The organism is Ructibacterium sp. SJQ-7 (genome assembly GCF_054696575.1).
This window is the reverse complement of sequence record NZ_CP195193.1, coordinates 2,072,288-2,087,897: the sequence shown is the minus strand read 5'-3', so window position 1 is coordinate 2,087,897 and position 15,610 is coordinate 2,072,288. Positions and strand designations below refer to the sequence as shown.

Sequence of the window (15,610 nt, the reverse complement as noted above, 5' to 3'; positions counted from 1 at the left end):
ATCATTAATTTATATTACACTTGGGGGGATTGCAATGGGGAAATCATTTAATCAAAAGCTGAAATTACTGTACATAATGCAGATGTTAAAGGAAAATACAGACGAAAATCACGCAATGTCCGCAAATGATATTATTTCGGCACTTGCCAAGCAAGGTATAAGTGCCGAACGCAAGAGCATTTATGATGACATTGAACGGCTTAAATTATTCGGTTGCGATATTTTGAGCAGAAGAAGTGAGCCGAAAGGATATTATCTCGCGTCAAGAGATTTTGAAATTGCAGAATTGAAGTTATTGGTTGACGCAGTTCAATCTTCAAAATTCATTACAGAAAAGAAATCAAATCAGTTAATTCACAAAATCGAACAGCTCGCCAGCCGTCATGAGGCTCAAACGCTTCAAAGACAAGTCGTTGTTTCAAACAGAATTAAGACGATGAATGAGAGTATCTTCTATAATATAGATAAACTTCATTCCGCAATATCTTCAGATGTTAAAATCACTTTCAAATATTGTTCATGGACGCTTGCCAAAAAGCTTGAACCGAAAAAGGACGGTGCAAATTACACCGTAAGTCCGTATATTTTGGTATGGGACGATGAAAATTACTATCTGATTGGTTTTGATGATGATAGCAAAGAAATACGCCATTACCGTGTAGACAAAATGCTTAACATAACAATAACCGCCGAAAAACGTGACGGCGGTGACCAATTCAGCAAATTCGATATAGGAAACTATTCAAAAAGAACATTCGGTATGTTTGCAGGTGACGAAAATACACTCGAAATTGAATTTGACAATAACCTTATCGGTGTTGTTATGGATAGGTTCGGCAAGGATATTATTTTAAACTCAAATACCGAAAATACGTTCGTTGCCAAATTAAATGTAAACATCAGTTCACAGTTTTACGGTTGGCTTGCAGGGCTCGGAACAGGTGTAAAAATCCTTTCTCCGCAGTCTGAAGTCGAAAAATATTTAACATATATTAAGGATATATCCTCAAAATATACACATTTTTGATGCTTTGTTATATTGTATCCTGTAAGTATATGGCTATTAATACATTTAATGGTTATTTTTTCTTTCACTTTTCATAAAAAATATTTCGTATTAATCGGATTTTTTATCTATTTAATGGTATTATTATTCATTTTGTTGACAAATCAACCGACTGTGATATAATGTAGCCAATGTACAAAGTTGTGCATTTATTTTTATACCGCAAGGTATAGAAATCACGTATCGGGAAATAATCATATTGATATTTCCGAAGGATAGGAGGTTTTTACCATGAAACAATTTTCTTATACAATTCAAGGTGAACACGGACTTCACGCCAGATGTGCCGGCAAACTCGTACAAAAAGCACAAAATTTTACGTCGAACATTAGCATTGAATATAACCAGAGAATTGAAAACTTAAAAAGACTTTTTACAATAACTTGTCTTGGCATCAGTAAAGGTGATTTCGTTACAGTCAAAGTTGAAGGTAACGACGAAACTGAAGCCGCAAATGTTCTTGAAAATTATTTTAAAGAAAATCTTTAAAGACAAAAAGCACGTCTGATACAGGCGTGCTTTTTGATTTGTTTGCACAAAAAAATCGAAACAAGCATAACCTGTTCCGATTGGAGCTAATGGGGGGAGTCGAACCCCCGACCTACTGATTACGAATCAGTTGCTCTGCCAACTGAGCTACACCAGCGAAAATGAAATATAAGAGAGAGCCGAAGCTCTCTCTGTAATATTTTTAGTTAAACAAACTTTTAGCAATCATGCTGACTGCTTTTCCGTCTGCTCTTCCCTTAACTTTCGGCATAACGTATTCCATAACCTTACCCATGTCTTTCATGGAGGTTGCGCCTACTGCTTTAACGCCTTCTTCTACAATAGGACGTAGCTCGTCCTCTGTAAGCTGTTTAGGAAGATATTCCATCAAGCATTCCATTTCCTGTTTTAACTGAGAGATTAAATCCTCTCTGCCACTCTTTTCATATTCAGGAAGAGAGTCCTTGCGTTGCTTTAATTGCTTTGCAATTACCTCCAAAATATCCTCGTCATCAAGAGTTACTTTGTTGTCCTTTTCAACCTGCAATATTGCAGTACGGACAAGTTGTACTGTATTTTTGCGTACAGTGTCTTTGTTTTTCATTGACGATTTTAGATCTTCTGCTAATTTTTCCTTTAAAGACATTATCGTCATCTCCTTATGTTGCTAATTAAAAATTAGAACTTTCTTTTTCTTGCAGCTTCTGATTTCTTTTTACGCTTTACGCTTGGCTTTTCATAGTGCTCACGCTTTCTGATTTCAGACATGACACCTGACTTAGCACATTGACGCTTGAATCTGCGAAGTGCGCTATCTAATGATTCATTATCTTTTACTCTTACTTCAGACATTGTTTCCCCTCCCTCCGGCAAGTCAATTCTAAAAACGGACTTGATGGACTCAGTTATACACTGTTTGTACAACAATATCTATTATACCTTATTTTACATAGATATGTCAAGATATTTTAGTGATTTTTATAAAGATTTGTTTATTTTTTTAGCTGCCGACAAATTTATCGGCAGCTGTATTTATTATTTCAATGTTTTTGACAAACGATACATCACTACGCAGGTCCAAAGTTTTGTATCATCAAGTCCCAATCCGCTGCCTGTGCCGACAATTATACCGTTATCCACGCACCACCGAACAGCCTCTTTTGCCCAGTCGGGCATATTATCATCGATATAATTATAAATCATAGGATTTTCGATTTTGTAAACCTCATTCTGCAAAACATCAACTCTTGCAGTCTGTTCCGAAATCATTTGTTTTAATTCTTCATATTGCGACATTGTAAGTTCCTCCTCCATTTTTTCGCCGACTATTGCGTCACTTATTGCCTCGGCAATTCTGTCTGCGCCGACTTCATTATATAAATCTGCGTCCGATTCGGTGTCGACAAAGCACACTTCTATAAGCATCGACCTCGCATTACTTCTGCGAATGACATACAAATTTGAGCCGTTTTTTATACCTCTGTTTATAAACCCAAGCTCCGCCATATTTTCACATACCAGCTCCGCTTGTTTAAAAACTTCTCCGTTATAGGTATAAACCTCAGTTCCTCTGCCGCCGCCGCTGTTAAAGTGTATCGAAACGAACAAATCAAGCGGCTGTGCATTCGCTTTATCCACAATCTTTTTCAAATTTTCACTTACCGTAGAAGAATAATCGTCAGTGCAATCAACCACCGTAACACCTTTTGCCCTGAGATACTCCATTACTTTATAACCGACTCGGCGCGTTTCGTTGCTTTCGTTAAGGAATCCGACCGCACCGCTGCCAACTGTACCGCTGACAGTGTGTCCGCAATTTATTCCTACTATCATATATCTCACTCCCCATATATTATATTCACTCACTGTCCGCACTGTTACTGTCACGAATTTGGAGCAATATATCTTTTATTGCTTTCGGCATTCGCGGGTAAATCACCGCCACATTTTCCAACACACTTATACCCTCATTCGCCACGTAAAACATAATAACTATTTCCCGAATTGCAACATTGTCACCTGTAATCTGTTGCAGAACATTTGAAAGTGCTACTATAATTAATATAGTAATCTTTTTGAGTAATCCTTTAAACCCAATCTCACTTGACATTGTTTTTGTATAAATTGCTTTAATAACACCTGTCAAACAGTCAAGCACCATTATCACCAGCAGTGCCCACAAAATACTGTCCCATTGACCGAAAATTGCGGCGAAATATCCGCCCACAATTCCGATAACCGTACTTGTCCAATTAAAAATCTTATCCATAAATTACTCCTCCGTTTTATTTATTTTCAGCTTGATTTTTTAACTCCGCCACCGTTTTTACAACCTCGATCGGCTCTTGGAAACCATAACTGCAAAGTGCATTATACATTTCATAAACATCGCTGATTATATAGTCAAGCCCCGGATAATTAACCGAATTACTTTTTTCTAAGCCTTCGGCAACCCACTTCAGCAAATCCGTCACACGATAACTTGCATCTTTATCATTTACAATATCATTCGCACCGACTTTTCCGCTTACAAGTTCATTTATCGCCCCAACAAACGAATCTCTGTTATTCGTTTTGAGAGCGTCAAGTGTGTTCAATCCTTCAAATCTGATTATACCCGCATATATTTCGGCAACTTCCGCTTTCATATATGTTACATTCATCTTTGCAACATTACCCGATTCAGGCTGTTCCGTAACCTCCAATCCCAATGTACCGTTATCGCAGTCATATAACAAATTAATCCACTTTTCTCCTTCTTCACCTTTTTCCGCCGAAAACGAGGCAGAAATCGGTGCTGTTTGTATATATGCACGTCCGTCCCTAAAAATTTTAGTCTGCACAGGTAAGCTGTTTATCGTTACTGTACCGTTTCCGTTTCCTGCATTTATGTTTATAATAAAATCAGACTTTTTCAGACTGTGTGTTATCTTATGCGTAATATTCTTTTCTCTTCCGTACAACTCGGTTTTGTCTGCTTTTTCAAAAAATCTTGACTTGTTTTCTTCATTATCTGACTGGCGCTCCATTTTTTCATATTCAATACGACCGCTCAATTCATCATCTGCCTCTTGACGCGAATTTACCTCGTCTGAAATTTTGATTTCAAGCGAACTGTCCGATTCCTTTCTGTCCGATATTTCGGTTGAAATTTTGCTCTCAATCGAACTGTCCGCCCTCTTTCTGTCCGACGTTTCCTTTGTTATTTTATCAGTTAAATCATTACCTAAATTCACACGTTGATTTATTTCTTCACTCAAATTATCCTCTAACGTATTATATTCATCCTGCACCGTCTGAAAATTCGATTTCACCTGTTGCCACCATTTTTTCAGCAAAGTTTTTCCGTCAAAATTAAAATCTAATTTCATTCTTATTCTCCTTCCACCAATATCCTTTTACCGTTAATACACAACATACCGTTACTGTCCTGTGTAATAACATTATCCCCCACGCTCAATTTTTCCGTTTCAAAATCGCCCTTAAAATTCATATTGCCCTTGTCCGTAATATTCACAGCCGAATTGCCGTTGTTGTCCGTAATATTAAACACAAACTGACCGTTCACATTTCCAATCTGCGTTTTTACGTCACCGTCCGTTGACACCTCAATAATATCAGATAACAGCGAAACCGTACCGTTTTCACCGTTTATTTTCATTCCGGACTGTGAAATAACACCGCTTACCGATTTTGCCTTGACTTTACCGCCTGTTGTCGATACTTTTTTGTAACGTTTTGCAAGAGTTCCTATTTGTTCAAGATAGAAAAACAAATCCTTTTTTACCCTGCCGACAGATATAACGGTATCGTCACTTTGATAAGGATAATATTCAAGCCTTATGACGCGTTCTCTAATCTCGTTTCCGCAGTCGATTACAGTCACCGTATCACCGATATTAATTTTCTCGTCCGCATAATCCGCCAGCTTTGAAATATCGGCATATCCGCCTGTTATATTAACGCAAGGCACGTCAATTCTTTCCTCATTTTCACTGTCAAACTCCCACCGTGCGCGTCTTAATATTTTACTCGGTTCAATATAATCGGTATAATCACGATACCCCTCACGAACACCGTAAATATCCGCGTTTTCACTTATAATATACTGCTTTCCGCTGTTCACACTTCCGATATGTGAGTCATCTTTTCCGTAAGGGTACAACTTCGTCACCATATCGGTTATATCCCTTTCTATCGAAATATCTTTCATATTCTTTGAAAGATCAAGCCTTAAACAGCTTTCACCGCCTATACGCTCCACAAGGGCAATCTTGTAATTGTCGGCATAAATCTCGCCCTTACCACAGTTTTCGATAAGAGCCTTAACCGCCTCATACGGATTGGTCTTATCCATAGAAAAGAAATCAATCTTAAAACCGCTGTAATCAACTCGTTTCAATCCGACTTTTGTCAATTCACTGTCCGTCATAATCGAAAACTTCGTATTTTTAAATATCTGCCCCAAAACATAAGACGGAGTTTTTCCGATTAAATCGGGAATATTTTGAATATGTATGTTCGATGCGTCCGCATTATAGACGTGACTGCATTCCGCCGCAATAAAATTCTTTTCACCGATTGTTTTTGACACCTTTATAATTCTGTATGCCTGACCCTCGCATACAACGATTTTATTTTCACTTATAATTTCCGACTTTTCATTTATCGGGTGCGAAAAATCAAGCCTGCGTTCACCGTTTATTTCATACGTAACACGCACATCATACGCGTCACCGATTACAATACCCTTGTCAAACGTAACACTGTTATACGGTAATATTCTAAGCATTTCCGTCACCCCATTCCAAGTCGTCAAAATGTTCACCGTACATAAAATACGGTGTATATGAAATTTCGGCCGTCATATTTTGACTGTTTGAATTTACGATATGAAGTTTGTTTCTTCCCGACGGAAATTCAAAAAACTCACCCGACACCAATATATTTCCGCTTGTATTTTTGACATTTTGTTTTTCAAAATCAATAGTTGTCTGACCGTTTGACATAAACGTAAGCGATTTGCCGTTCATAGACAGCGTTACATTTCTTGCACTCGCTCCAAGCTTTACAATCGGTCTTACAGGTCTGTCACCGAAATTGTATACACTTATATCACCGCTGCCGGAAATATTAAATTTAAACAAACACGAAATATCAATAGGTATATTTGCATCTAACATAAAAGGCATTTCCAAAGCCGGGCCTTCCGTATCAAAAATACATTTACAAAACGGTTCTGCCCTGAACGACACCTCCATAACCGCCTTACGACCGCTGTGTTCAGGCATATATATAACCTCGTCCGACACTTTCCCCCGCCATTTTGAAAATGGCATATCATCAAAAATCAGCTCACCCTCACCGCAAAGCCACAGAGAAAGCAAAGACAGCTTCCTCTGCATTTCCGCAAGATTATCGGCATATATGTTAAACGTAACCGTGAATATCCTGTCATTATAAAACTCACGTCCGAAAGGATTAGCTTTTGAAAAATCATATCCGCTGTCACGGTACGGCAAATCGACAATATTCTCTTTTACGCTCGGCAATATCGGTCTTGATTTAGTCCTCACCGTCACATCGAAATCGGAAGAATGACGGTCTTTAAATATAAAACCATTCCTCATATAATCCCCCTTTAATTGTAATTACCGTATGATACAGCCAGTCCGACTCTGTTTTGAAGTGCGTTCAAAATATCACGGCTGTCTCCTCTTATGCTGATATTTCTGTTGTCAGAATAAGAATTTGACGATACCTTAATCGACTTTATTGCACTTATAGTCTGATTGAACAACGATGTAATCACACTTTGCATATTTTTTACGTCAAAATTCACGCTTTTCACGATTTTTTCTATATTCATTCCGTTTTTTTCGATAGTTGCAAGAAGATATTTCTTATTTGCCTCAACGGTATCATAACTGTTTTCAAGACTCGTTAAAGTTGCGGTATGTGTTTTTTGTAATTTGTACATTTCCTCTTCACGTTTTATCTTTTTCATCTGCTCCTGCAAAGATTTGTATGTATCCATACCTTTTTGAGTAACCGCATTTTTATATATGCTCAATTTGTGCGATATTTCGGACTTCGACTCGTTCCTGTCCTCAACCTCCCACTTCGTGCCAAGTGCCTTTTCTTCACTTGAAAACTGTTCTTTCAGATTATTTATGTATTCCTTTTGCTTATCAAGAAGTGTGTCCGTTGCCTCGATTTTTGCATTATACAAATTCAAAACCGCATACATAGTATCGTCACTGTATTCCTGCCAACCTACAAAGCCGCCGTCATACATTTTCTGAATACGTTCGATACTGCGTTCGTAAAACTGAATATGACTGTCGCCTGTTTCGTCCCAATCATCATATGTATCGCGGATATTTTTCCAATTCTTCGCGTCACTTTTCCACTTTTCATAAACGGCATAATTCTTTTCATTTTCAAGTTTGCCGATTTTCAAATCGACATCGGCTTTGTACTCATAGAAATCCTCCCAAATTTCTTTAATTTCCTCTGCCGAATATGCGGTTGACGTAACCATTTCCGACACCATAGCATTATAGTTGTAAAGCTGTCTTTTGTACGATTCAATCTGCTCGTCAACGCCCATATCATTCACTTGCACCTGATATTTAATCCAAGCGTCGGAATGTTTTTTGTAGTCTGAAAGTGCGGTTTCACTCGCCTTTTTTTCTTCTTTCCAAATTTTCTTCTGCGATGCGAAAATCTCCTCTTGAATTTCTTTCACAACCTCGCTGTCATAACTGAATTGCTCCATCAATTCATTCCAAAGCCTTAATTCCTCCGTCGGAGATACATCGTTTGTTTTTTTGTAATGGTTTAAATCAGCCTTTTTAATTTCAAACATTTCATTGTTTTTGCCGGACGCATAATGCGGAATACCCATACCGTTCATTATCGCCTTTGTTTCGTCAGCCGTATAAACCTTGTCGCCTTGCGACAGCGGAACAACCACATCACGCCCGCTAAACATCATAAGTCGCCCGTTATGCTCGATAAGCTCACGCGGATCGCTGACGCCCCTTTCATCATTTACAACCGCCAAACCGCTTTTTGCATATTGTGTTCCGTCTGCCAGTTTCGGCATTCCCTGAACATTGTACTTCACAGTAACATTGACTGTTCTGTCCTTCAAACTGTTTATACTTGCTCTTGCCGAACTCACACCGCTTGCGGTATTGTCAACTGCGGTAATATTAATTTTTGCGTTTTTGCCGTCAAATTCACTCATTATTTTACCTGCCGATGAATTAAGTGTAGCAAGTGCATTTTGTGCCGTTGTCAAAGCATTTATAAGTCCCGACGCGTCACCCGTTATGCTGACCGATAAATTAGCCGCCTCTGCCATAACTATACCTCCTCTCCGTAAAACATTCTCAAATGTTCGTTATCGTAATCCTCTGTATCTTCATTCAATCCGTCAAGCATTTTAAACAGTACCCACGGATTTTGTCTGCCAACTTCGTCAGGCAGTATGTGATGGTACGTTAGGAACATCGTATAGATGTCCCTAAGCACACCGCTACCGCCTGACGTTACTCGTTTTTTGAAGAAAGAGCATCAACGTAAAAGCCCCAAAGTACAAGACACATCTTTGCACGTTCGTTCACGTCAACGGAATCGATAACATCCTGAGTTGCGTCCGTACCCTCAAACATATAGTCAAGCGCGTCCCTGCAAATGCTGAGCGGACCTTTCTTATTTTCATCATTATGTGCGTCATTAATAATGCACATCGCCTCAAAGTCAAACGGCTTTGAAACGTATTTAACCTTATCTTTTACAAATGTTAATGTATGTTGCATAATTTTCTCCTTATACCGTCTGCGGATAGTAATTCATATCCGTAAACCACTTGTTTTCAAATTCATCTCTTGTGATATTTGACGGCAAATCGCTTTCATCAAAATACGCATAATAATTGTTGTCAAAATCACGTTGTACCGCCGTGTATGTTGCCTTAGCGGTTTGCTTGTCGATACTTCCGCTTGACGGCTTTGTCTTTCCGCCTACGTTTGATGCAAAACTGTATGAACCCTTGTAGTATCTTACATAACGGTACGAGCCGTCGGACTTCAAAATTCTCCATGCCACACCGAAATATACTGTTTTAACATCGTTTCCGACTTCAACTACACCGTTTTTGCGTGTCAATCCACGCCACATTGCGTCAACCTCCGGCGGAATATCGGCATTTGTTATATCGTGTCCCAATTTTTCGATATAGCTTGACGCCTCATATGCACCATTGTCCGCGTCAAAAACATCACTGCCGCCGCTGTCTGTCGGTGCAATTTCAACCGTTCCTTTCAAATTATACGCTTCTCCGTATTCCGTTCCGCTAACGCTGTCCTCATTCACTTTAAAGAAAGTATACTTGTCCACACCTATTGTAGGTAAAGGTTTCTTGTTCATAATTTTTCCTCCGTTTTTTCATATTTTGTCTTAAAGAGATATATTTTTATAACGTAAAATACTTCTGAAATCTCATTGTCTTATGATATATTTTTTTATCATTTTCGGGAACGTCCATAGACATCTCCCTCACCCAACTGTCCTTTGTCATTACTTCATTGACCTCTGCCGCCAAATCACTGCATTCTTTCGGAATTTCCGCCCATATGTCAATTTGAATATGCCCGTCTTGAATACTCTCGTCATTGTCGGCATAAAATCCGCCGCACTCCGTCACCGTATAATAACTTATAATCGGCAGATTATTAAAATTTTTCGGATATTGAAATACTGCCTTGCATTTAACATCACTGAGTGACTTTTCAGCCTCCGCATTAATATCAATCATATAATCACCCCTTTATCGCCTCTGCGATTGCAGACAATATCGCTTGCGTGTTTGATAAAAGTGCCGGCACAAGATACGGCTGTGCCGCCATTTTTGACGTACCGAATTCAACAAATACCGCATATTCCGTATCAGCCGATATAACCGCCGTATTTCCGCCGGGCTGTACATTAATTGACGACTGCAGCCGTCCCGTATCAACAGGGCAAAGACTTTTTGCACTTTCACATACCGTTTGAGCACCCTGACCGATTATATCCGCAAAATTATTTTCTATATTATTTGCAATATCCGAAAGTCCGTTATCATAATTAATATCAATCTGCATTTTTCTCACTCCGCATCATCGCCGTCATACCGAAATTCCAACATTCAGCCTTTATAATCTCAAAAAATTCGTCACCGAATTTAGCATATCTGCCTATTTTTATAAGGTCTGTTTTGTCACAGAACACTTTATATTTTTTATTTTCGGTCAAACCGTATATACGTTTTTCGAGTTCATTTTCATATGGCTGAATATCACACACAACACTCCCCAAAAGTGTTTTTTCACCCTTTTTTTCATATGTATTTTCACCGACTTCGTACACCTCGATTTCGGTGTCATAAAATCGTTCAAACGGATTTATCATCGGCAATCACCTCCGACGGCACTTTAACTTTCCTGCTGACAAACGGCTTTAGACGTATTGCATATTCTTTCAAATAATCATAGTTGTCGTCAGAGTATTCGACCTTCCTCTCACCCTCCGTAACCGACTTAACACCGCCGTTTTGATTTGCCGTATATCTCTTGACCGTAAGCGTCGGAATAAAGCTTACAATCTGTCTTGGCAGAACATCAATACGACAGTACGCCAGCACAGAATTAACAGTATCCTCAATCAAAAGCATAAGAACATCGTCCTTGTCATTGTCTTTAATTCCGAGCAGTAATTTCACCGCGTCAAGAATTTCATTTTTAGTGTCCCCCATTTTCAACACAGCCTTTCTGACCTATTCTTATTTGGCAGTTTTAAACACATAAATCGCACTCTTTTTATTTTCAAGCACAAATGCGTCATAATACACTCTGCCTTCAACCAGCCAGCCGTTGATTCCCGGCGGATTATCGTGGATTTTGTATTCCGACAATTTAACCGGAGAAGTCGTTGCGGCTTGATTTGTGATAATAAATTCAACGTTTTCAGGGAAGTAAGACTTCGGCACAACGATAAGCGGAATACCGTCAATCGTTCCGACTTGACCTTTAATCAAAATTTCCTGCGACATATCGCCGTTTCTGATAAAGCTCGAATCCTCCTTGATGTTCTTGTAAAAATCACTTGATACAAATGCACAACTTCCGACAAGCGGAACATTATTTTCAATAAGAGTTGTTGCACCATTCAAAAATGCGTCATAAGCATTTGCCTTTGTCACCTTACCTGTAACGGTAGTTTTTGCCCCTTCGCAAATTTTTCCAAAACGGTACTTGTCGATTTCAGGCACAACCACTTCTCTGATTTGTCTTTGAAGTGCCGCACCTGCCGCATTTGACATTTGAGTATCGTTATATGTCCCCCTGTCAATAGTGAACGTGAAACTTCTGTCACGCGTCATAGTCATTTCCTGTACAGTGTTTTCGATTTCCTGCGGTGTACCGTATCTGCTTGTGCCTGATACCGAATAGTCGTTCATCTCTGCGGTAGGCACTGAATATACGTTTACCGTCTTAACACCGACAAAGTCGTAATCATTGTTTACCGCCGCCGAAGTCATAGACTCCCTTGCGAATTTTTCATCAATTTTTTGAGCATACTTACTTGCATAATTTATAGCCATTGTATTCATCCTTTCATAATCACGTTATTTATTACATTCCCAAACCGCTTAAAAACGGGTCTGTTAAATTTTCTTTTTCTCTTGAAATTCTCGGCGGAACACCCTTTAATCTTTCGGATAAACCGCTTTCGATTGCTTTCATATATTCTGCTTTAAATCGCTCGATATTTTCCGCCATAATGTCCTTGTCTGCATCTGCGACCATTCTCGCGAAATTCACAGGCAGATTTTGAGCCGCCAATTCCTTTGCCGCCTCAAATTCGGCTCTTTCGGATACATACTGCTGTCTTTCATTTTCAAAATCCTTTTGTCTTTTGTCCATTTCAGCCTTTGCTCTGTCCTCTGCCGACATTGTAGCCATCTTCGCGGCTTCCTCTCTTTCCGATACGATTCTGTCTGAAAAATCTTTTTCCCAAGTTGCTTTTTCGTTTTTAATCGCCTCCGCAACATAGCCTGCAATGAGATTTTTCAGTTCATCGTTTTTGTGTCCCCCGTTTTCGTTTTTCGTGTCACCGTTTAGTGTCCCCTGTTTCTTCTTTTCGTCCATACTTTTTTCCTTTCTTTACATTAAAATAAATCACTATGTTTTTTATTCTTGAATTATTCCTGTACATATTTTAATTTTTCGCCAAGCATTTTTTCTTTTGCGGCAAGCTGTGCCTCTTCCTTCGGATCGCCCACAAATGAAAGCTGTGATAAAAGAGTTTCGCTTGACGCAATACCGACTAAGTTGTTTACCATCTGTGAAATCTCCAACTCATTAACAGGCAAATTTCTCGTAAACACAACATCAATGCGATGTATAGGCACATACTCCATAGCACCTTTTAGCGACAGAAAATTAACATACAATTCAAATCTCTGTTTTAAAGCTTTCGTAAAGTATCGCTCCTTGTTTCTGACGTGCTGTTCAAAACCCATAAGCTTATACTTAATCGCGACACCCGATAAATTTGTACCAAACGTCTGGTCTGATAAATCGGGAATCATAGAAAATCTGTGAATATCGCTTTTCAGACTGTCCTTTAACACTTCAATATCGCTTTCGGACATAACCTTTGAAAGATATTGAGCCGCCGCACCCTCATATCCCATCAAAATGCGTTCTTCCCTAAGTTTCTTCGCCTGCTCACTGTCAAGGTCGATACCGGTAAGGAATAAGAATGCGTCAACAAACTGTTCCTTGTCGTTAACTCTGTCCGACTCCAAAATATTGTAAGCGTCAATCAGCGGAATCATCTGTTCAAAATCACCTTGCTTTTCTTCATTGTTGCGATACTCCACCATAGGCATTTTACCGAAATAGTGGTGCTGAGAATTTGTCATAGTCATATGCAAAAAACTGTCCGCAGTGTTTTCATATGTATAAATCATCTCCCTGTCACACACAATACAGCAAACACCCGTAACCAAGCCGTCAATGTCACGCTTTTTGTAATAATGTATGCCGTACAGCGGAATTTCGCCAACGCCCGCACCGTATACAATAAACGTGTTGCTCGGCGGCAAGCATACACTTTTCGGCTGTGATTGCTCGTCCGCATAAACCAATTCATAAGCTTTACCGAAAATGCTCATTGTCTTTTCAAATTCCGCGTCCAAACTCGGCATATCCTGAACAGCAAAGCAATTTTTAACCGCCTCAATATCGTATCCGTCCGAACAGCTGTACGCCACAGGATTGCCTACAAGATAGCTTTTTGCAATATCCACGATATACTTCGCGTGATTACACACAATTTTGTTGTTCGCGATATTGTCGCTTGAACGTCTGCGTTCACAAATTGCGTGTTTGCCGATATAATAGTTGTAAAGTTTTTCGTATCGCTCCTGTTCAAGCGAATGTTTCTCAATCAGCTTAGCAAGCAATACCTCGTCTATACCGTCCTTTAAAATATCCTCGTCAATTATCATAAATCAAGTTCACTCCTTTTAATTACCCTCGCTTTTTTCTTTGTGATTTCGTCCTCAAGTGCATAACGTACCGCATCAATGGTGTGATTGTTCTTGTCGGGATAAACCGACTTAAATTCACCGTCCGTATCGCGTTCAAGCTCATATTCCGAAAATTCTCTTGCAGCATTCGGACACCTTTCGGGATCAATCACGATTTTTTCAAGACTCTGCAAAAATCTGATACCGTACTCGATACTGTCCGGACCTTTCCTTGCACTGCGAACACGCAAACCGAACATTCGCAAATCGTTGATACTTTTCGGCTCGGCACTGTCGCATACAATCAATTTATTAGCAAACCCTTTTTCAAAAATCTTTTCAGCCGCATTGTGATTTGTCATCCCTTTCGCATAAATTTCATCAAAGATAAACAACTTATTGTTGTGATAAAAACACACCACATACACAAACGGATCTGCCGCGAAACCGAAATCGACACCGCATTTAATATTGTCAAAACTTTTTACTTCCTCATCGCTAAGTTTTACAACTTCAAGATTATCAAAAATTTCACCGCCTGTTCCCGTCACTTCGCCGAGATATTCGTGATTATACTGATTAATATGTAGCTTTTTAAGATACTCCGCTTCCAAAAAAAATTGTTCTCCCAACCAGTTTTTCGGTACATCAAGATATGTACTCTTATGCACAAGCATATCATCACGCTTTTTGAGTGCCTCACGGTTTACCCAACTGCGTCGGTTTTGCGGAGGATTGTACGAATAAAATACGGTAAATTTTTCACCGCCGCGCATCATCGACTGATTTATCGAGCGGATTTCTTTCATACTGCAAAACTCGTCTAACTCCTCATACCAAATATATCGAATATATCCGTGCGTAACCTTTGTGGATTTCAATTTCTGTACCTTGTCCGCACCGCGAAACAGTATTTTCTGACCTGTTTTTTTGTAGACCATTTCCGGTACACTCGCCTTTATATCCCACATATCCGATACGCCGAGCTTTTCAATCGCCCATTCAAGCTGAGAGAATACGCTGTCTTTTAAGTAAGCACCGACCTTACGCAGTACAACCGCATTTGTATCGGCATTTTTCATAATACCGAGTATAATTTCAACGCTCACAAAACTTGATTTAGTCGACCCACGACCGCCGCAAAGCCAAAAATGCGTATAATCTTCAATAGAGTTATGCACCTTGTAAAAAGACGGTGCAATCAACCTGTCAAGACTGCACTGCATTTTTCTGCTCCTTGATTTGTTCGGCTTTTTCGATATTATCGACGATTATAACATCACCGCCTCCGCTTTCGCTCTTGCCTCCGAATATTCCGTAATGCTTACCTAAAAGCTCAGCCGCTTTAAATGAATCAGCCATACGAATTTCCTCATCTTCACGACGCATTATGTACGTTAGAAATTCAAGAATTTCCCCTTCATTTGCAATGCCCAATTTAATCACCCTCTTTTTCATTTAATATT

22 protein-coding genes and 1 tRNA gene are annotated in these 15,610 nt (G+C 39.3%); 2 read left to right on the top strand and 21 right to left on the bottom strand.

The window, feature by feature from the left end; all coding sequences use genetic code 11:
• Positions 1-34 precede the first annotated feature (34 nt).
• Together ACSAMO_RS09075 and ACSAMO_RS09070 are read left to right on the top strand one after the other, a co-directional pair.
• The gene (locus ACSAMO_RS09075) at positions 35-1,027 is read left to right on the top strand and encodes a helix-turn-helix transcriptional regulator (RefSeq protein ID WP_412598758.1); all 993 of its coding nucleotides are present in this window, start codon (positions 35-37) and stop codon (positions 1,025-1,027) included.
• Positions 1,028-1,297: 270 nt separating this feature from the next.
• Positions 1,298-1,555 carry an HPr family phosphocarrier protein gene (locus ACSAMO_RS09070; protein WP_022228874.1) on the top strand — a complete coding sequence of 86 codons (258 nt, stop codon included), beginning with the start codon at positions 1,298-1,300 and terminating at the stop codon, positions 1,553-1,555.
• A gap of 81 nt (positions 1,556-1,636) precedes the next feature.
• Here ACSAMO_RS09070 and ACSAMO_RS09065 read toward each other — a convergent pair.
• The 21 genes from ACSAMO_RS09065 to ACSAMO_RS08965 form a co-directional block, all read right to left on the bottom strand.
• Positions 1,637-1,712, bottom strand: a tRNA-Thr gene (locus tag ACSAMO_RS09065).
• Positions 1,713-1,757: 45 nt separating this feature from the next.
• The gene (locus ACSAMO_RS09060) at positions 1,758-2,201 is read right to left on the bottom strand and encodes a GatB/YqeY domain-containing protein (protein ID WP_337600460.1); all 444 of its coding nucleotides are present in this window, start codon (positions 2,199-2,201) and stop codon (positions 1,758-1,760) included.
• A gap of 32 nt (positions 2,202-2,233) precedes the next feature.
• Positions 2,234-2,407 carry a 30S ribosomal protein S21 gene (gene rpsU / locus ACSAMO_RS09055; protein ID WP_022228876.1) on the bottom strand — a complete coding sequence of 58 codons (174 nt, stop codon included), beginning with the start codon at positions 2,405-2,407 and terminating at the stop codon, positions 2,234-2,236.
• Between the two features lie 183 nt (positions 2,408-2,590).
• Positions 2,591-3,388, bottom strand: a complete 798-nt coding sequence (locus ACSAMO_RS09050) for an N-acetylmuramoyl-L-alanine amidase (protein WP_147514710.1) — start codon at positions 3,386-3,388, stop codon at positions 2,591-2,593.
• Between the two features lie 25 nt (positions 3,389-3,413).
• Positions 3,414-3,824 (bottom strand): phage holin family protein, encoded by a 411-nt coding sequence (locus ACSAMO_RS09045; protein WP_147514711.1) that lies wholly within the window; start codon positions 3,822-3,824, stop codon positions 3,414-3,416.
• A 16-nt stretch (positions 3,825-3,840) separates the two neighbouring features.
• Positions 3,841-4,926: a hypothetical protein gene (locus tag ACSAMO_RS09040; protein ID WP_147514712.1), complete on the bottom strand. Its 1,086-nt coding sequence runs from the start codon at positions 4,924-4,926 to the stop codon at positions 3,841-3,843.
• A gap of 2 nt (positions 4,927-4,928) precedes the next feature.
• Positions 4,929-6,347 carry a phage tail spike protein gene (locus ACSAMO_RS09035; RefSeq protein ID WP_499209170.1) on the bottom strand — a complete coding sequence of 473 codons (1,419 nt, stop codon included), beginning with the start codon at positions 6,345-6,347 and terminating at the stop codon, positions 4,929-4,931.
• Complete coding sequence (locus ACSAMO_RS09030; protein WP_499209169.1) at positions 6,340-7,185, bottom strand: phage tail domain-containing protein; 846 nt, start codon at positions 7,183-7,185, stop codon at positions 6,340-6,342. Before ACSAMO_RS09030 ends, ACSAMO_RS09035 begins: the two co-directional genes overlap by 8 nt.
• 11 nt (positions 7,186-7,196) lie before the next feature.
• A complete protein-coding gene (locus ACSAMO_RS09025; RefSeq protein WP_499209168.1) occupies positions 7,197-8,927 on the bottom strand; it encodes a hypothetical protein in 1,731 nt (576 codons plus the stop codon).
• A 2-nt stretch (positions 8,928-8,929) separates the two neighbouring features.
• Positions 8,930-9,097: a hypothetical protein gene (locus tag ACSAMO_RS09020; protein ID WP_022228883.1), complete on the bottom strand. Its 168-nt coding sequence runs from the start codon at positions 9,095-9,097 to the stop codon at positions 8,930-8,932.
• 17 nt (positions 9,098-9,114) lie between these two features.
• Complete coding sequence (locus ACSAMO_RS09015) at positions 9,115-9,384, bottom strand: hypothetical protein (RefSeq protein ID WP_499209167.1); 270 nt, start codon at positions 9,382-9,384, stop codon at positions 9,115-9,117.
• Between the two features lie 10 nt (positions 9,385-9,394).
• A complete protein-coding gene (locus ACSAMO_RS09010; protein WP_022228885.1) occupies positions 9,395-9,994 on the bottom strand; it encodes a major tail protein in 600 nt (199 codons plus the stop codon).
• A gap of 46 nt (positions 9,995-10,040) precedes the next feature.
• Positions 10,041-10,382, bottom strand: a complete 342-nt coding sequence (locus ACSAMO_RS09005) for a hypothetical protein (protein WP_022228886.1) — start codon at positions 10,380-10,382, stop codon at positions 10,041-10,043.
• Positions 10,383-10,386: 4 nt separating this feature from the next.
• Entirely contained in the window at positions 10,387-10,710 is a 324-nt protein-coding gene (locus tag ACSAMO_RS09000) for an HK97-gp10 family putative phage morphogenesis protein (RefSeq protein ID WP_117966657.1), read from the bottom strand.
• The gene (locus ACSAMO_RS08995) at positions 10,700-11,017 is read right to left on the bottom strand and encodes a hypothetical protein (protein WP_499209166.1); all 318 of its coding nucleotides are present in this window, start codon (positions 11,015-11,017) and stop codon (positions 10,700-10,702) included. The genes ACSAMO_RS09000 and ACSAMO_RS08995 overlap by 11 nt, the downstream gene beginning before the upstream one ends.
• Positions 11,001-11,360, bottom strand: coding sequence for a phage head-tail connector protein (locus tag ACSAMO_RS08990; protein WP_117966663.1), 360 nt, complete (start codon positions 11,358-11,360; stop codon positions 11,001-11,003). Before ACSAMO_RS08990 ends, ACSAMO_RS08995 begins: the two co-directional genes overlap by 17 nt.
• Positions 11,361-11,387: 27 nt before the next feature.
• The gene (locus tag ACSAMO_RS08985; protein ID WP_499209165.1) at positions 11,388-12,209 is read right to left on the bottom strand and encodes a major capsid protein; all 822 of its coding nucleotides are present in this window, start codon (positions 12,207-12,209) and stop codon (positions 11,388-11,390) included.
• 31 nt (positions 12,210-12,240) lie between these two features.
• Entirely contained in the window at positions 12,241-12,756 is a 516-nt protein-coding gene (locus ACSAMO_RS08980) for a DUF4355 domain-containing protein (RefSeq protein ID WP_499209164.1), read from the bottom strand.
• 53 nt (positions 12,757-12,809) lie between these two features.
• On the bottom strand, positions 12,810-14,123 hold the full coding sequence (locus ACSAMO_RS08975) for a phage portal protein (protein ID WP_499209163.1): 1,314 nt from the start codon (positions 14,121-14,123) through the stop codon (positions 12,810-12,812).
• Positions 14,120-15,370, bottom strand: a complete 1,251-nt coding sequence (locus ACSAMO_RS08970) for a PBSX family phage terminase large subunit (RefSeq protein WP_499209162.1) — start codon at positions 15,368-15,370, stop codon at positions 14,120-14,122. The genes ACSAMO_RS08975 and ACSAMO_RS08970 overlap by 4 nt, the downstream gene beginning before the upstream one ends.
• A complete protein-coding gene (locus tag ACSAMO_RS08965; protein WP_499209161.1) occupies positions 15,354-15,581 on the bottom strand; it encodes a hypothetical protein in 228 nt (75 codons plus the stop codon). The genes ACSAMO_RS08970 and ACSAMO_RS08965 overlap by 17 nt, the downstream gene beginning before the upstream one ends.
• Positions 15,582-15,610: the final 29 nt, after the last annotated feature.

Coding starts and splice junctions, on each gene's coding strand:
- ACSAMO_RS09060 (WP_337600460.1), bottom strand. CDS start 2,201: ATGTCTTTAAAGGAAAAATTAGCAGAAGATCTAAAATCGTCAATGAAA.
- ACSAMO_RS09005 (WP_022228886.1), bottom strand. CDS start 10,382: ATGATTGATATTAATGCGGAGGCTGAAAAGTCACTCAGTGATGTTAAA.
- ACSAMO_RS09030 (WP_499209169.1), bottom strand. CDS start 7,185: ATGAGGAATGGTTTTATATTTAAAGACCGTCATTCTTCCGATTTCGAT.
- ACSAMO_RS08985 (WP_499209165.1), bottom strand. CDS start 12,209: ATGGCTATAAATTATGCAAGTAAGTATGCTCAAAAAATTGATGAAAAA.
- ACSAMO_RS08980 (WP_499209164.1), bottom strand. CDS start 12,756: ATGGACGAAAAGAAGAAACAGGGGACACTAAACGGTGACACGAAAAAC.
- ACSAMO_RS09040 (WP_147514712.1), bottom strand. CDS start 4,926: ATGAAATTAGATTTTAATTTTGACGGAAAAACTTTGCTGAAAAAATGG.
- ACSAMO_RS09035 (WP_499209170.1), bottom strand. CDS start 6,347: ATGCTTAGAATATTACCGTATAACAGTGTTACGTTTGACAAGGGTATT.
- ACSAMO_RS09010 (WP_022228885.1), bottom strand. CDS start 9,994: ATGAACAAGAAACCTTTACCTACAATAGGTGTGGACAAGTATACTTTC.
- ACSAMO_RS09070 (WP_022228874.1), top strand. CDS start 1,298: ATGAAACAATTTTCTTATACAATTCAAGGTGAACACGGACTTCACGCC.
- ACSAMO_RS09045 (WP_147514711.1), bottom strand. CDS start 3,824: ATGGATAAGATTTTTAATTGGACAAGTACGGTTATCGGAATTGTGGGC.
- ACSAMO_RS09050 (WP_147514710.1), bottom strand. CDS start 3,388: ATGATAGTAGGAATAAATTGCGGACACACTGTCAGCGGTACAGTTGGC.
- ACSAMO_RS08970 (WP_499209162.1), bottom strand. CDS start 15,370: ATGCAGTGCAGTCTTGACAGGTTGATTGCACCGTCTTTTTACAAGGTG.
- rpsU (WP_022228876.1), bottom strand. CDS start 2,407: ATGTCTGAAGTAAGAGTAAAAGATAATGAATCATTAGATAGCGCACTT.
- ACSAMO_RS08995 (WP_499209166.1), bottom strand. CDS start 11,017: ATGATAAATCCGTTTGAACGATTTTATGACACCGAAATCGAGGTGTAC.
- ACSAMO_RS08975 (WP_499209163.1), bottom strand. CDS start 14,123: ATGATAATTGACGAGGATATTTTAAAGGACGGTATAGACGAGGTATTG.
- ACSAMO_RS09000 (WP_117966657.1), bottom strand. CDS start 10,710: ATGCAGATTGATATTAATTATGATAACGGACTTTCGGATATTGCAAAT.
- ACSAMO_RS09025 (WP_499209168.1), bottom strand. CDS start 8,927: ATGGCAGAGGCGGCTAATTTATCGGTCAGCATAACGGGTGACGCGTCG.
- ACSAMO_RS09015 (WP_499209167.1), bottom strand. CDS start 9,384: ATGCAACATACATTAACATTTGTAAAAGATAAGGTTAAATACGTTTCA.
- ACSAMO_RS08990 (WP_117966663.1), bottom strand. CDS start 11,360: ATGGGGGACACTAAAAATGAAATTCTTGACGCGGTGAAATTACTGCTC.
- ACSAMO_RS09075 (WP_412598758.1), top strand. CDS start 35: ATGGGGAAATCATTTAATCAAAAGCTGAAATTACTGTACATAATGCAG.